The organism is Paenibacillus maysiensis (assembly GCF_000520815.1).
Classification (GTDB): domain Bacteria; phylum Bacillota; class Bacilli; order Paenibacillales; family Paenibacillaceae; genus Paenibacillus; species Paenibacillus maysiensis.
On record NZ_ASRY01000098.1, the window covers coordinates 1 to 16,898 of the forward strand.

The window sequence follows — 16,898 nt, forward strand, 5'->3', positions numbered from 1 at the left end:
CAGCGCTGATTTTGCGCTACATGATTGGCTAACGGGGAATTTAGCGAATTCTCAGATGAAAAATTTGTTCAATTATTGAAACCTGATAATCAGGTAACTATTTAAACCAGGCACAGTGGACAGATTCTTACGCCTTTCAACACTGCAAAGCAATAGCCCTAACTCACTTTTAATGAGATTGCTCCGTGGTCGTCTTTTGAGTTCCGCTAATTTTCCAATGATACGAAAACACCCGATACGGTTGTGAGCCGACCGGATGTTACGTGTCTTGGTAGAAAAATGTTACTTTAATTAGTTTTGGGGACCAAGTTCAGATACGGGTGAAGGTCAACTCCAGTCTCACTGTGGTTATCTCTTTGTGGCATTTCCCTTTTAAGGGATAAATATATGTCTGGTAAAAAAAGCACCTGAAGAGTTGCATTCTGAAGACGGTAACCAATTGTACTGGTTGTTCATAACCCTCACAAGGATAGAGACTATCAGATGCTTAATGAATGAAAAAAATGATTTAGATGGTCGACAAACAATTTAGGATTTTCCATAGCAGCGAAATGACCGCCTTTATTCGCTTTCTCCCAGTAAGTAATATTATAGACGCGTTCTACCCAGCTTCGGGGAGGCGTGGGCAGCTCCTTGGGAAATAAGGAAACCCCTGTTGGAACAGTAACACGCTGACCTTCGGTGAAATGCAGTGGCATTTTGGTACCTTCAGTATATATTCGTATGGAAGAAGCAATTGAATTGGTAAACCAGTAAATCGATATGTTGGTGAGGATATGATCAAGTGAAAAAGACCTTTCCATATCTCCGTCACAGTCACTCCAACCTTGAAATTTTTGCTTCGTCGCTATACCTCGTGGCTGCAAGTCTAAATCATAGAAAAAGAGTCGTTATCGGACCATGTTTGAAAGATATCTTGTGAAGCATGATATTCATCCATTTCAAACCATGGAGTTATGGAGTATAGAGGCGATTAAACAAACCGTTATGAGTGGGCTTGGATTTTCTTTTTTGCCTTATATTACAGTTAAAGAAGACGTGGATAGAGGAAAACTTACAGTTGTAAGTCATTCCGAAATGTTCGATCCGATATACTCCCATATGCTGATTAAAAAGAAAAAGTGGCTATCTCCAACAGTGAAAGCTTTCTCTGAACTTGTCATAAAGTCGATCCGTGAAACGGATAACGAGATCGAAAGATCAAGATGACCACCATTTGTTGGATAATTGGTATTATCTACTCGAATCGTAATATTCTTTTTGCCATTGGCTGCATGAGATGTCGTATCAGGTAATGAAATGACATCTGAGTAATGGTATTCGGAGGACAGTAAATAAACGGCCTTCATGCTGGATCATTCAAAAGAGGCCGTTTTTTTCACGTGTAACATCGCTGATCCCTTTTCGCTAAACTTCGTTTGTTATGATTGTCCATTACAAAAATTGACATTTCACATGAAAATAAGTAGTATAATTAGAAACAATTATACTGTAAAAGAGGCCTTTTCTCATTCCCCTCTATTCAATTCCTGATCCTACCTATTTTAAGGAGTGAAAATGCTATGTGTGCACGAACGCTAAAAGCGAATACAAGGTATGTAATCGGTAACTATTGCAAATGGATCGCAGTTGGTATGATTTTAACTTTCACGGGATGCCCGCTTGCATCCGCCGCTCCTTCACCCTCATCCTCTAGTAAAACTAGTGAACCCACGTCCTCCCTAGTTACATTTCAATTGCAAGAGGCTACGATTGCTCAAATGCAGGAAGCGATGAAGTCAGGGGCACTGTCAAGTGTCGAGCTCACCGCCCTGTACCTTAACCGGGTATATGCCTATGATTCTAGTGGCATTCGGCTGAATTCCATCCCTGTTCTGAACCCCGACGTACTGAAAGAAGCCGCTCAGGCTGATCAACTAAGGGCACAAGGTATTAAAACCGGGCCTCTGCAAGGCATCCCCTACACGGTTAAAGACAGCTACAAGGTTAAGGGACTCACTGTCGCCTCTGGATCTCCGGCTTTCAAAAACCTGATGGCAAAGGACGATGCCTTTACAGTAGAGAAGATACGCAAATCCGGTGGGGTGCTCATTGGTAAAACCAACATGCCGCCAATGGCAGCAGGGGGAATGCAAAGAGGCGTTTATGGCCGTGCTGAAAGTCCGTACAATTCAGATTATTTGGCCGCAGCCTGGTACTCTGGCTCCTCTAACGGATCTGGCGTATCAACAGCCGCCAACCTCGCTGCCTTCGGTATGGGGGAAGAAACGGTATCCTCTGGAAGATCACCAGCATCTAACAATGGTTTAATTGCCTACACGCCATCGCGGGGCCTAATCTCCATTCGGGGGAATTGGCCACTCTTCCCAATACGGGATGTCGTTGTCCCACATACGAGGACTGTCGAGGACATGCTCCGCTTGCTTGACGTGATCGTTGTAGAGGATAAGATCACCAAAGGCGATTTCTGGCGAGAACAGAAAGCCGTTTGGCTGCCTTCTGTCAACAGTGTCCGTCCAAAATCTTATTTAGAACTGCGAGACACCCAAGCTTTGAAAGGCAAACGCATTGGCGTTCCGAAAATCTATATCGGTAAGGACCATGAAACCACAACCCCGATCAAATTCAGACCTTCGATACAGGCATTATGGGAAAAAGCTGTAAAGGATTTAACTGCTCTTGGAGCTGAGGTTGTGGAAGTTGACTTCCCCCTGCAGGCGAACAGCGAGAAGGACCGGCCAACAGCGAAAACACCTGAGGAGCGTGGACTGATGCCAGCAAAGTGGGCTGAAAAGGAATTTGGGCTGCTTAATCCTTATGCGGCTGAGGAATTCCTCAAAAGTGTGGGCGATCCAAACTTCCCGTCATGGGCTAATATCGACCCTGCAACCGTCTTCCCGAATCCGCCTGGTTCGGTAGATGCCAAACGTGGCAGAGACCTTGGCCATTATGACGTATTCATTGATACCATAAAGAAAGGCGTCACCCCTTACGAACAAATTCCTCAGTTTCATGAAGGACTACGGGGGCTTGAAAATGTACGAAAGATTGATTTTGAAAATTGGATGAAGCAAAACAACCTTGATTTTATTGCATTCCCGGCAAATTCGAATATCGGCAAAGCTGACTCCGATGTGAATGAAACGTCCTATGAGGAGGCTTGGGAGAATGGCAACTATTTCTCCAATACGAATTTCATTCTACGCGAGTACGGGATTCCAAGTGTATCTGTGAGTATGGGCGCTATGAAGGATACCGGTATGCCCGTTAATCTGACGATGGCAGGTGCCGCATACAGCGATAATGACCTGCTTCGTTACGCTTATTCCTATGAGCAGGCGACCAAAAACCGTCCTATTGCAGCACGCACGCCAGCGCTTGAGGATGAAACCTTTTCCTATAACCCGCAAACTGCTCTCCCACCCTCTAAACGTAAGGAAACAGGAGCCCCTGCACTTAAGTTGAATGCTTCGATCAAGGATGATGTTCTCGCTTTGGAAGGTTCAGTCACAGATCAAAGCGATATCGCACAGCTTAAAGTTTATGTCAATGGCATTCGTATCTTTATTACAGAAGATAAAGCCAATTGGTCAGCAACGCTTCCAACTACTAAATACAAACAGGGTGGTGCCTCCCAAGCCGATACGCTGCATATTCTCGTGCTGGCCAAAGATATTTACGGAAATACCTCTGCTCAAGTCAAGTCTGTCACTTTACCCCAATGACGAAAGACATCATAGAACTCACTATAATTGCGGGTTCCCTGACCGTAAGGTTCTCATTAGGGAAGCTATCGCTGCAGCTGGCCTGAGCGACGGGATAGTTGAGCTTGACGGGCTGGAGGTTGGTCAGATGAAGCTGCAACTTCCAGCTCTTTAAATTCCAATGCAACTTGGTATGCTTTAGCCTTATTGTCTTGTTCATTGAACTATCGTTTCTCGATAGCTCAATCACTATTTGGATATTTGTTGAGTAGGAACTCTAATATATCTTTCAAATAATCTTCGGAGAGGCTATGTATAAATCATTGTGTTGTTTTGAGAATAATATTATTATGCTTCATTGAACTACATAGAATCGCAGCAAGGGAAACCGTCGGTAACTCCTAAGGCTCCTGATTATTGTTAAAGTACACCCCCAAATTAAAATCATTTGATTTTTTTTGGGGTGCTTTGTGTCATGGGTAGATAAAAGGACGAACAGGGTAACCGCCCTTTTATCCATGACAGGTTGCATTTAATGCCGTCCATTATGATAAAGGCTCTTACTTGACGCATTCAGCCATCACAATATTTCGATATACCCTTCTGTTCCATGCACGCGAATTCGTTGCCCATCTTTTATCAGTTTGGTAGCATTTTCCACACCAACAACTGCTGGTAAGCCATATTCACGTGCGATAACGGCTCCATGGGTCATCAGTCCACCAACTTCGGTGACTAGGCCTTTTATGGATACAAACAATGGTGTCCAGCTAGGGTCAGTAAAGGAGGTGACTAATATATCTCCATCTTCTAGATCAGCATCTTCCATGTTTAAGATGACACGTGCTCGTCCCTCTATAAGTCCGGAAGAAACAGGTAGACCTACAATAGCTTCGGCTGGGAGGTTTTCTCGTTTGTACTCACCCGTAATGATTTCACCGTCAGACGTGATAACACGTGGTGGAGTTAGTTTTTCATATAATTTGTACTCGTCTTTTCGTTTGCTAATGATCTGGTAATCTAGTTTATTTGTGCGTACGACTTCGTGAAGTTCTTCAAAAGTGAGATAGTATATATCTTCTTTTTCATGAATAACGCCCGTTTGTACGAGTTGTTCGGCTTCTTTCAGTAAAGCCTGCTTATAAACGAAGTAGCGATTAATCATTCCATATTTTGGATATTCACGATAACCGATAAAATTCCGTATGAGGTCGATCATTCGTTTTGTTTCTTTGGCTTTTTGTTCACCATCCGGTAATTGCTTCAATCGATCTAATAACTCTTGTTCTTTTTTCAAAGCTTCCTGTCGCCCTTGCTCAAATTTCCGATGGCTAGCATTAGGCTCAAAGTTTTTGATATTACTAAGAATCATGGGGACAAGTGTAATTGGTTTTTCACTCCAACGAGTTCTCGAAATATCGATTTCACCGGCACATCGCATTCCGTATTTGTTGAGATAAGCATAGAGAGCGTCTTGAGTTTCCTGTCCACCATCGAACTTAACCAGTTCATCCAAAAAATTATCATCTTTTACATGTTGTAAATAATCAATTACTTCCGGATAAGGACGAATCACATCTGCGACATCCAATAGCGCCAGACCCATTTCCGAAGTAATGTTGTTTGGTACAGATTGAGAAAGCGTATCTGCTGCGTTTTTTTCACCTAACCACTCGTACATTTTTTCATTGATCCATGACGAAGCATTCATAGCAGTCATAAAAACCTTTGAACTTTGTGGATCAAATAAGATCTTCTTTAATTCCTGGAGATCTTCCAGAATAAAATCAAATAAATCTGCTCCTGATTTCGTTTGGATGTTTTGTTTTAATTCTTCTATCGATGTTTGACTGTTCTTAATCAAATCAGAAACGATTGCCGGATCGTTTTCGATTTGTGCTTGAAAACCTGCAGACGACAACCCTTTATTGCTTTTACCGGGACTCCGTTCTTTTTTATCATTTGGTAACGATTTTATAAAATCTCGCTTGATTATGGTCATAAATGCGTCTTTTATGAGCGGATCGGATTGGCCCAGGGTATTTAAGAAAGTTTCTCTGCTGACAGGTGAAGCCAGCATAGGTGTAACATCAACAAACAACCTTCCACCGGCTTTACGCATGGGTGCAGGAGTTATTAACAGGTAAAAAGACAATCCCAATGGTTTTATCGGGTCAGTCATCATTTGTTGATGACCGACAGATACATAAACGTGATTTTCTTGATCATTCGATTCAGGGATCGGGTATAAAGTCGTGATTGGCCGACTCTGGACAATATAAAATGTATCATCAACCAAACACCATTCGATGTCCTGGGGGTAACCAAAATAAGCTTCGATCTGTCTTCCGATGCGTGCCAGTTGTAAAATTTGTTGTTCAGTAAGTGTTTGAATCTTTTGCTGATCAGGATCGATCTGCTTTGTCTCTGTTCCGCCTTCTTTTCGTCCATAGATAGCCAATTTTTTGGTTGCTATCCTCTTATCGACGATTTGCCCTTCCTGTACTTTATAACAATCGGCAGATACCAAGCCAGAGACCAGTGCTTCTCCAAGTCCAAAACTGGCATCGATTGATAGCAGCTTTCGGTTAGAAGTAATTGGATCAGCGGTAAATAAAATCCCAGAAGCCTGTGGGAACACCATCCTTTGAACGATAACGGATAAATAAACTTGACTGTGGTCAAATCCGTTTTGCATACGGTAGATTACCGCGCGATCCGTAAATAGGGAAGCCCAACATTTGCTGATATGCTGCAAGATCGCTTCTTTGCCAATGATATTTAAATAGGTGTCTTGTTGTCCAGCAAAAGAGGCATGTGGTAAATCTTCAGCAGTCGCACTAGAACGCACTGCATAAGCATGTTCATCACCAAACTGGGAGAGATAGTGAGTAACTGCTTTCACAACATCGGAAGGAATTTCTACTTCCATAATGATTTGTCGAATCTTCCTGCTGATTTCACCAATTTGATCTCGATCTTCTACTTTTAGCATGGTTAGTCGATCCAACAATGCTTGAAACGTTTCGTTTTGTTCGATGGCTTTTTGATATCCCACTGTTGTAACACAAAATCCTTCTGGTACTTGTACTCCTTCAATTTTTGATAATTCCCCTAAATTTAATCCTTTTCCGCCAACGAGCAAAAGCTGCGCTTTTTCCATTTCCTGAAAACCGAGAACCAAAGAACTCATTCAATATCTCTCCTAACCATTAAATTGAGAAAAAACATTTGACAAGAGTTTACCGGCATGGTACACTTAAATTGTAAGATGTAATAATTATGTCAATTTAAAATGTAAAAGTCGTAATCTGATTATATCATCGTGTCTGTTTATATGCAATATAAAAGAACTTGATAAAACTACGAGGCCACAAAAACTTGTGTTTTTCTGGTGAATAACCATAAAGGACAAAACAAAAGACGACCCTTATCCAGATATTTGGATAAAAGGTCGTTTTTTTGCTGTTCCAGAAGGTCTATGGATCCGTTATTTTATTTCATCAGTTTCAATATTCTCTTAGGTTTACAGTGAAAATGGCCATGGCACCTTGTAACTCCATACCAACTAGACCCGAGGAAGACGCTACGTCATACCCGTCTCTGTGTTTAAGCTCGCTGTTCTTTGCTTCGATTTTGTAGCGTTCTTTGGCTTTCTCCTTGAAGTACTCGCTTTCTTGAAATGCCATTTGTTCGGTATGCTCGGCAGATTTAATACTCACGGAATAGGTTTTGCTTTTTGCTCCTTCTTTGCAGCACCCTTCTCGGAGTGAACATCTTTTGCACTTCTCTATATCGAAGTAGTACGTATCCGTTTGATTTGCGACGGCTTCTTTTAGCAAATTAAGCGGTTCTGTTATTTTGGGCAGCGCATAGACACCGCCTTCTGCTTCAATGACATCCATAAGCTTCTGGCAGTAAGCGATTTCATCCTTCAGCACATCGCTCGTATTCTTCGGTGGGAACTTGGCTTTGAGGGATTCGTCGACTTTATAGACAGCCTTTCTTAGTTTTCGAGCACGATCCTGCAAGATTTCTCGGGGAGTTTTCTGGTTGTAACGAGCTTTCGTATGAGTCGCGTCAACAATGATGACTTTGCTTTGGATAATCCCTTTTTCGATTGCGATTTCAACGGTTTTGTTGATCAGCATGTCGAGAAGGTCCAAATCCTTTAGCCGCAGCTTTCTAAATTTGGTAAGTACTTGAACGACATATCGTATTTGGACCGCTCCACAATGTCTTCATCGGACAATTCGAAAATCGCTTTTATGAGAAGGTACTTGAACATCCGAATAGGATCGACCGCATTTCTACCGTTGTCCAGACAATAGTTTACTTTCAATTCATCATATACAAACGAGAAGTCAACGAACTCGTTGATTTGCCGAAGTATATTATCCTTGGGAATCACCTGATTATACAGTTCGATATACGGGCTTAAAATTATCGTTTGTTGCTGTTGAATCATGGTAGACACCTTCTCCCCTTGGATGTTTTCATTATACAGAAAAAGACGCAGTTTCTCCAAATTTCTGGAGTAACTGCACCTTTCTCACATCACAGGGACTTTTTCAGTGGCCTCTAAAACTACCCAGGTTCTTTTTGGGTTTCCCCGCTTTTCCATAATAAAAAGCCGCTAATCTTCACGTTTCTAATTAGCGGCTTAAAAAAATACTAATATGCTACTTGAGGTGTAAATGAAGTCATCAATGATAACGGTAACTATAGTCTAAACAGTCTCATTTCCCCAAATGCTTACCAGATCATTGATTTGAAGCGACACGACTTTTAGTTCTCCGCCAATGGCATAGAGTTCCAGCCCCCTGCTCTCCGAGTCCGGGAAAATCATGTCTGAAATAATTGTTTTTCCATTATTGCCGAAGACTTCGACACTTGACCAATCCAGATAAATGCTCAACTGTATCCTCTCATGCTCTGGCTTCATAGTGGCCTTGTGTATTGCTGTGAAATCGGAATGAAAGTCAATGGCGCTCGACTTCGTCCGATCGACGAATAACTCCCTATTCGAGATATTGTATCCAATGATCGTCTCCTGATTGGAAGACTTCCGCACTTTGAACCCGAATTCCACGGCAGTGCTGATTTCAAATTCTGCAATAATTTCTGCCTTTGCAGCAGAAATATCAGATAACACGTTCATACCTGGCTTAATCGTCAAGTCTTGCAGAGACAAAATCGGTTTTCTTAGCTGACTTAATTCACTTATGGGTGCTTGGATTAAGTGAAGTCCCTCCGGATAAGTCCTAAGCTGTAGCTCACGGGGAATTGACATCTTGCCACGCCATTCCTCTGAAGGTAGCGTGGTACCATAACGCCAATTGTTCATCCAGCCGACCCATAGCTTTCGACCGTCCTCGTTTGGAATGCCATTCCAGGTCACGGCCGCGTAAAAGTCTGATCCGTAGTCTACCCATTTGATAGTATCGAAAGATTCCAACGCTTCATCCAGAGCAAATGCCTTACCGTCAAAGTTGCCTATGAAATACATCATGCCAGAACCACCTGCCGGTGGTTCCGGATCGTCTGGATTCACACCATTTCTATCCCCGACGCTTAGCATCAGAATCCACTTCGTGGTACTAGGATCCTCATCCACTTGGATTCGAAATATATCAGGACATTCAAATATCCCTCGGTGGATATGCGGAATGTCGGAACCGAATTCGCTTGCAAAAGACCATTCTTTCAGGTTTGGAGATGTGTAAAATTCTACACGGTCTCTTACGGCAAGGACCATGATCCACATCGACGATTCATCATGCCAAAACACCTTCGGATCACGAAAGTCTAGTGTTTCCGTTGGGAATAAAACCGGGTTACCTTCATATTTTGTCCAGGTTCGACCTTTATCCTTGCTGTAAGCAATGCTTTGCACCTGCGGCTTGCCGGGCCGAGTCATGTTGCCCTCATTCGTATAAATGGCAACCAATCCTGTTCCTTCTTCGTTGAAAAATCCGCTTGTATTGTGCTTATCCACCACCGCGCTTCCCGAGAAGATCGCTCCGTCCTCTCCAGGCGGAATTGCTGGTGGTAGTTCGTCCCAATGCAGTAGATCCTTGCTTACCGCATGCCCCCAATGCATGCGGCCAAAGTCAGGCTGCGTATCATGGGGCGTATGCTGGTAGAACAGGTGGTACTCTCCTTCATAATAAACCAAGCCGTTGGGATCGTTCATCCAATTTTTCTCAGGTGAATAATGGAATTGGGGCCTGTATGTCTCCCTATAATAACTGTTTTGTGATCCTTTTCTGCTGCTATTGCTATTCGTTAGGTGCATGTCTTTAATGGTACCCACTCTCCTTTTGATTGTTGATAAGGTATTTAACGGCCCCTACCACCTTTTTTATGTTTCAGCCTTGATCTTTAAGATATCTGTCATAGCCTTTCTGTTTGATTTCCAGCCATTTGTCCAGTCCAAGTCTGGTAAGCTCCGCCTTATATTCCGCCCATTCTTCTTCCACTTTGCCCGTTTTGATCCATTCCGCCCGTTTGCGGTTAACGTAAGCAAACAAATCGGTTTCAAGTGTGGAGATCTGCTTCTGATCCTCCAGTGAGAAGAAGACTTTCGGGAAATTATGGTCAGCCTTCATATAAGGAACAAGTCTTTCCTTTATGAGCTCGAGCCGCCCCACTGCATCGTCGGGCTTGGTCGTCACGGTTCCGTAATACTCATCAAGAACGGCCAATGGACCACCGATATTCGTTTTTTGCCGCAGCTCGACAGGGGCAGTTCCCTTAAGCGGAAGATGCTTCAGCATATGACTCGCTTCATCGTATTTAAAAATGTTCTGCTGAGTTTTGTCGCCGTAGGTGCCCCAGTTGTCCTGTACGGACTGGATAGGATCATACAGCTGGTCAATCCATTTTGCCGTAAGCTCAAGATTTTTGTTGTCACTGGTAATCACCATTCTCCCCCGGTCAAAGCCGAGATTGTTCGTGCGGGTCACATTGACTTCACCGCTTGGCCCCGCGAGCGGATTCATCAATTCATATTTATCGTTGTCTCCTGAAATATTCGCCTTATCCCATTGAAAGTAGAGACCATATTTTTCACTCTGACCTTTGGCCAGATACGTATTATAATCCTGCTCAAATGACTCTTCGTCGATCAGGTTCAGTTTATATAGCTCATTAAGGTATTTAATCCCGTCTTTATAACCGTCCTGATCGGCGGTGAAGACCACTTTCCCTTCATTGGTCACTACAGTATGATCGCCGTTGTCCCCAAGACCAAATGATCCGAACAGAAAATTCAGGTCCTCATTGCCGTTATTGAGTATAAAGGACAGCGGGATTTCATCCGCTTGGCCATTTCCGTTAGGGTCGCCATTTTTAAATGCAAGCAGAACTTTTTTTAAATCCTCAGTAGTTTTTGGCATTTTAAGTCCCAGCTTTTTCAGCCACTCCACATTGATCCATGGCATGTCGTTTACAGAATGAATGCTCTCCTTCTCAGAACCCAGCTCCTCAATCCAAGGAAAGGCATAAATGTGCCCGTCCTGTGCGGTTATCATGGATCTGTACTCAGGTGCTTCCTTCAATACCTTCTGCAGATTCGGCATATATTTTTGAATCAAATCCTCTAAAGGGACAATGGTTCCATCCTTTCCGAGGTTCAACAAATCGTAATCGGAATATCCGGCATCCAGTATGGCATCTGGAAGATCTCCGCTGGCAACAGCCAGGTTTCTTTTTTCAATGAAGGAATCGGAGGTGAAGTTGGTAAAATCGATATGCACCCCTGTTTTTTCTTCCAGTCTTTTATAAATCAGCTTTTCATTTGGATCGGAAGGTGCCAGCGGCGAGCTTTGAGTCATAAAATGCAAGGTAACTTTCTCTTTAAGCGGCAGAGTTACATTTTCCAGCTTGTAATCTTCGGATGCAGCAGAATTATTGCCTGAACCGCCGCATCCAGCAAGCAGCGAAGTAGAAAGTACCAGCACGGACAAGGTTAGTAATGTTTTTTTCATCTCTATTCCCCCGATTTGTTATTTGATCGAACCTACCATGACACCCTTTTCGAAATACTTTTGAAAGAATGGATACATAACAATTAAAGGCAAACTTGATATGACAATGGCAGAGTATTTAATCATTTCGGACAATTTTTTAAGCTCCGCTTGCGCCAGCGCATCGGCAATCATACCGGGCTGAACCTGATTCTGTATCAAAATGGAGCGCAGCACCAGTTGAAGCGGAAACAGCTTTGGATCATCCAGATAAATCATGGCGTCGAAATAAGAATTCCACTGTCCGACAAAAGCGTATAAAGCTAGAACAAAAATAATAGGCTTCGACAACGGCAAGACGATTTTAAAGAAAATACTGAGCTCAGAAGCTCCGTCTATACTTGCCGCCTGGAACAGCTCTTTGGGAAGCCCCTGGAAATAAGTCTTTGCCAGAATAATATTGAATACGCTGATCGAGCCGGGCAGAATAATGGCCCACACCGTATTCAACATGCCTAAATCCTTAATCACCAGATAGGTAGGAATCAGACCGCCACCGAAAAACATCGTAATCAGGAAAAAGATCATAATGGGCCGTTTCCCAACCAGCCCTTCAATCGCAAGCGGGTATGCTGCGAAGACGGAAAAAAATACGGTTGCGAACGCAAAGGCTGCTGAATAAAAAATGGCATTAAAAAAACCGCGGATCATGGCACCGTTGCTTAGGATTTTGGCATATCCCGTGAGTGTCCAGTCTGATGATGTAATGGCTAGCCCTTTGGTAATCAGAGTATTTGGAGTTAAAAAGGACGAAAGCACCACATAAACCAGCGGTAACAGAATAGCGAGAACAAACAAACCAAGCAGAATATAATTGATGATGATCAGTATCCGGTCCTTCCCGGTGTAATGAATATCCATAAATACCTCCTTCTTTAATACAGCCCTTCCCCTTCGTTCAGCTTCTTGACGATGGTATTTACGAAAATCAGCAGGACCACATTAATCACGGAATTGAACAACCCAATTGCCGTAGAATAAGCATAATCGCCGGATTGCAACCCCACCTTGTATACATAAGTCGCGATGATTTCCGAGGTTGGCGTGTTCAGAGCCGTCTGCATCAGGTAAGCCTTTTCATAGCCGATCGACATGATGCCCCCTGCAGCGAGAATGAATAGGACGGCCATGACGGGTTTGAGAGTTGGCAGATCAATGTGCAAGATTCTCTTCATCAAAGAAGCGCCATCAATTGTTGCAGCGTCATGCAACTGCGGGTCCACATTGGCCAAGGTGGCTACATAAATGATAGAGGACCAGCCAGCGGTTTGCCATATACCGGACAAAATATATACCGTTCGGAAATAGGCGGGATCAGTCATAAAAGAAATCGGCTTGCCGGTGAAGGTTGTTACCATAGCGTTCACTATTCCAGTCGGCGATAGAAAAACAAACAGCATGCCGGCAACAACAACAACCGAGATGAAGTTAGGTGCGTATACAATAAGCTGAATATTCTTCTTGAACTTCGCTCCTCTGATCAGATTTAGCATCAAAGCCAGAATGATGGGTACTGGGAAACCGAGAATAAGACCGTAAGCGCTTAATTTAAGCGTATTCATTAAAATGTCATAAAAATTTGGTGACGAAAGAAACCGCTGGAAATGTTCGAATCCAATCCATTCGCTACCCATGATTCCTTTTCTTGGACTGAAATCTTTAAACGCAATGATCGATCCGTACATGGGAACATACTTGAAAATGACGGTAAGAATTATGGACGGAACCAGAAACAAATACAATATATAATTTCGAACCATATAACTTAGCCAATGGTTTCTTTTTTTTGCTTCCGAAGCCTTAACTCCCCTTTTTTGAACGATCGAGTTTGCCACTCTTTTCCCCCCTACTGCTCACGGCTTGTTATTAAAGACAGTTATAAGCCATGTTATGTCATCTCTCTGACATAATTCCGCAAGATGTTTTGCAAATGCCTTACTGGTAATTTCCCCACCTCCAACAGGACTAAAAATTTACACTTCCCCAAGATGAATGGGTTTACATTTTACATTTGAACATTTTTTCTCTTACAATTTAACAGGTGTGCATTGAATAAGTCAATACATTTCGGCAACTAAATCCATTTGAAATGCATGATTCGAGAGTTATGTAATATTTTAATACCAAATTCCTTAAAAATGCATCCAATAAATGAATAAATGTAAACTTGTTTTGTTCATTTGAATAATTCATTGTTAAAAGCATGAAAATACTATATATTTAGAAATATGAAGAATCTTAATTCAGGAGAATAAGGTGGAACAATATGACTAGAAAGTCAAAAGTTACTATCCAAGACATTGCTGATGCCTTGGGAATTTCCAGAAACACTGCATCCAAGGCGCTTAATGGAGTAGAGAATATTCCTGCCGTTACGAGGGACAAGGTGATCAAAAAAGCAGTGGAGCTTAAATACAAACAATTTTCTTATATGGAAACAGCCTCTGAAAAACAAGACAGTATCGCACTTTTGACCAGCAATCTTCCCAATAGCTCACACTTTGGATCGCTGCTGATCAGCGGGCTGGAGAAGGAAATCAGCAACCAGGGCTATACTTTATCCATTTATTTTATCCGTGAGAACGATATCAATACCATGACCCTACCCGGTAATTTTGATCCTTCGAATGTGGCTGGTATCTTCTGCATCGAAATGTTCAGTAAGGAATACAGCAAGCTGATCACGGATCTTGGTATTCCAACCATTTTTATTGATTGTGCTGCAGATATGGTGTATCCGGAATTGAAGGCAGATCTGATATTAATGGAAAATGAGCACAGCACATACTGTGTTACCCGGAAATTAATAGATCATGGCTATGAAAGCTTCGGTTTTGTAGGCGATTACAATCACTGCAAAAGCTTCAATGAACGCTGGGCCGGATTCAATAAGGCCCTTGCAGAAGCCGGAATCACCCTGAATCCTGCCCATAGCATCGTAGCGCCGGACCGCAACTTCTTTAAAGAGATGGAGCAGCAATTGGATGCCCTGAGGGAGTGCCCCTCCGTCTTTATTTGTGCCAATGATTTCATTGCCATCAGCGTGATAAAATCTTTGAAGAACAAGGGAATTAAAATCCCGGAGGATGTTGCTGTCTGCGGGTTCGATGATGCATTGGAATCCCGGGTTGTCGAGCCCCATCTTACAACCGTGCATATTTACAGTAGTCAGATGGGTATTATTGCAGCCGAAATGTTATTGTCCAGAATCAAAGACAATACCAAGCCGTACCGAGTGACCCATGTTGCAACGGATATCGTATACCGGGACTCGACGCCTGTTCTAAACTAAATCTACCAAGAGGTGAATCAATGTGAAAAATGACGGAACGGTTCTCTGTGTGGGCGAGCTGCTTATTGATTTTTTCTGCACAGATATTGATGTCAATCTTGCCAAGGGTCAGCATTTCTCCAAGCAGGCCGGCGGTGCTCCAGCAAATGTAAGCGCAGCCGTAGCCAAACTCGGAGGAAAAGCGTCATTCTTGGGGAAAGTCGGAGCCGATCCCTTCGGTATGTACCTGAAGCAAACTCTGGATGAGCAGCATGTGGATACGTCCATGCTCCTTTTTGATCCGGCAACGCCGACTACACTGGCCTTTGTTTCCCTTGCCGCTAACGGCGAACGGGATTTCGTGTTCAACCGCGGAGCTGACCGTCAACTGTCTCTGCAGGACATTGATAGAGAATGGACCCGGCAGGCTGCCATTCTACATTTTGGCTCGGCAACGGCCTTGCTCGCCGATCCTTTTCGAGAAGCGTATTTGTCTTTATTGGACGAAGCGAAGGCCAATGGGCAATTCACCTCCTTTGATCCCAATTACCGGGGGGACCTTTGGAAAGACAGGCTGGAGGAATTTATCGCATTGTCCAGAAGAGGAATACACAATGCGGATTTGGTAAAAGTAAGCGAAGAGGAATTAAACATCATTACAGAGCTGGCTGACCGCAATGCTTCATTGGATCTTTTGCATGGGTTGGGAGCCAAGACGGTGGCAGTTACCTTGGGGAAAGAAGGAACCCTCATCTCAAGCGGTGCCTCCCGTTCGTTAATCGGCAGTATTGCTGTCAAATCGATCGACTCTACTGGTGCCGGAGATGCCTTCGTCGGAGCAATGCTGTATCAAATCAGCCAACTGAGTCAGCCTAAGGCATTTACCTCCAACGCGAAGCAGCAGCAGGAATTTGTGACACTTGCCAATCAAGTCGGCGCCATCGTGTGCACTAAAGTTGGAGCGATTGCAGCCTTGCCGTCGTTGGAAGAAGTTAATCGTTTCGTAGCGCAAGCTGAATCAAGGATTGAAGCATAAGAACAGCAAAAGGTGTCCGACGATCCCTAAGGTCGCCGAACACCTTTTTATGTAGAGACTCGTCATTGATTGGAAGATGCTGCTGATCAGGGCACCTTCCAATCAATGACGGGAAGCTTGGTGAAAATTAAAATTTTTTATTTATGAGCGGCAGGTTATGCAACAAAGTCTCTACAAATAGTGTGGCTGTAGTAAGTCGATGTACACACTTAGCCTGATTATTTTCTGATTTTGCTGATGAAAAACGGATATTCAGGGAACACTTTGTATGCATTTTTTTGTACAATATGATACTTAGTATTACTTATGTATTCTTCCAACATTTCAACGGGTGTATATTTTAAACTTGCCATAAACATCAAATGTCCCCCTTGCTTTATTAAACTAAAACACGAATCTAAGCATTTTTTGAAGTCCCCTGTTTCATTAATAGCGGACCCAATTAGGGTTACAATATCAAAGGCTTCTTGAGGCAAATCGGAATCGAATATGCTCCTGCATAAAACCTTTGATGGATTCGGATTCTGCTCCCTCTGTTGTCTATACTCAAATATCTCGCAAATACTTTCGTCAATATCAATGCTGGTTAAACCACCTCTTCCTTTAAGCCAATATCCAAGGTAATCGTCCCAATCTCCAGTTCCGATACCAACATTACATACTTGGATTCCATCAAAAATATCGAATGTCTTCTTTACGTAATCCCTTGTCACCAACTCTGTGTGAATGCACTGTGGAGAGGAGTTCCATTCTCCCGCATCCGGTCCTTTGAGTTCCAGATAATATTGCAATAATTTCTCATCATTCATATTCATTGATAATGGATCGGCTACACTAAGTTGGACAGAAAAAATAAG

9 protein-coding genes and 2 pseudogenes are annotated in these 16,898 nt (G+C 43.0%); 4 read left to right on the forward strand and 7 right to left on the reverse strand.

The window, feature by feature from the left end:
- Positions 1 to 891 precede the first annotated feature (891 nt).
- Together L696_RS0106810 and L696_RS0106815 are read left to right on the forward strand one after the other, a co-directional pair.
- Positions 892 to 1,209: pseudogene (locus L696_RS0106810) on the forward strand (LysR substrate-binding domain-containing protein); the annotation flags it as partial.
- A gap of 353 nt (positions 1,210 to 1,562) precedes the next feature.
- Positions 1,563 to 3,725, forward strand: coding sequence for an amidase (locus L696_RS0106815; protein WP_025682977.1), 2,163 nt, complete (start codon positions 1,563 to 1,565; stop codon positions 3,723 to 3,725).
- Between the two features lie 559 nt (positions 3,726 to 4,284).
- Here the strand turns inward: L696_RS0106815 and ppsA are convergent.
- From ppsA to L696_RS0106845, 6 genes and pseudogenes are all read right to left on the reverse strand, one after another.
- Complete coding sequence (gene ppsA, locus L696_RS0106820; protein ID WP_025682978.1) at positions 4,285 to 6,897, reverse strand: phosphoenolpyruvate synthase; 2,613 nt, start codon at positions 6,895 to 6,897, stop codon at positions 4,285 to 4,287.
- A 302-nt stretch (positions 6,898 to 7,199) separates the two neighbouring features.
- A pseudogene (locus L696_RS0106825) lies at positions 7,200 to 8,172 on the reverse strand (transposase).
- A 261-nt stretch (positions 8,173 to 8,433) separates the two neighbouring features.
- Positions 8,434 to 10,002, reverse strand: coding sequence for a glycoside hydrolase family 32 protein (locus tag L696_RS0106830; RefSeq protein WP_280740125.1), 1,569 nt, complete (start codon positions 10,000 to 10,002; stop codon positions 8,434 to 8,436).
- Positions 10,003 to 10,075: 73 nt separating this feature from the next.
- Entirely contained in the window at positions 10,076 to 11,695 is a 1,620-nt protein-coding gene (locus tag L696_RS0106835) for an ABC transporter substrate-binding protein (protein ID WP_025682980.1), read from the reverse strand.
- Positions 11,696 to 11,713: 18 nt separating this feature from the next.
- Complete coding sequence (locus tag L696_RS0106840) at positions 11,714 to 12,595, reverse strand: carbohydrate ABC transporter permease (RefSeq protein WP_025682981.1); 882 nt, start codon at positions 12,593 to 12,595, stop codon at positions 11,714 to 11,716.
- Positions 12,596 to 12,609: 14 nt separating this feature from the next.
- Positions 12,610 to 13,494: an ABC transporter permease gene (locus L696_RS0106845; RefSeq protein ID WP_245233309.1), complete on the reverse strand. Its 885-nt coding sequence runs from the start codon at positions 13,492 to 13,494 to the stop codon at positions 12,610 to 12,612.
- Between the two features lie 506 nt (positions 13,495 to 14,000).
- Here L696_RS0106845 and L696_RS0106850 point away from each other — a divergent pair.
- Both L696_RS0106850 and L696_RS0106855 read left to right on the forward strand, forming a co-directional pair.
- Complete coding sequence (locus L696_RS0106850; RefSeq protein ID WP_025682983.1) at positions 14,001 to 15,026, forward strand: LacI family DNA-binding transcriptional regulator; 1,026 nt, start codon at positions 14,001 to 14,003, stop codon at positions 15,024 to 15,026.
- A 22-nt stretch (positions 15,027 to 15,048) separates the two neighbouring features.
- On the forward strand, positions 15,049 to 16,041 hold the full coding sequence (locus L696_RS0106855) for a carbohydrate kinase family protein (RefSeq protein ID WP_025682984.1): 993 nt from the start codon (positions 15,049 to 15,051) through the stop codon (positions 16,039 to 16,041).
- A gap of 218 nt (positions 16,042 to 16,259) precedes the next feature.
- On the opposite strand, the gene L696_RS0106860 is transcribed toward L696_RS0106855, so the two are convergent.
- On the reverse strand, positions 16,260 to 16,898 hold a 639-nt coding region (locus L696_RS0106860; RefSeq protein WP_245233308.1), incomplete at its 5' end, for a class I SAM-dependent methyltransferase.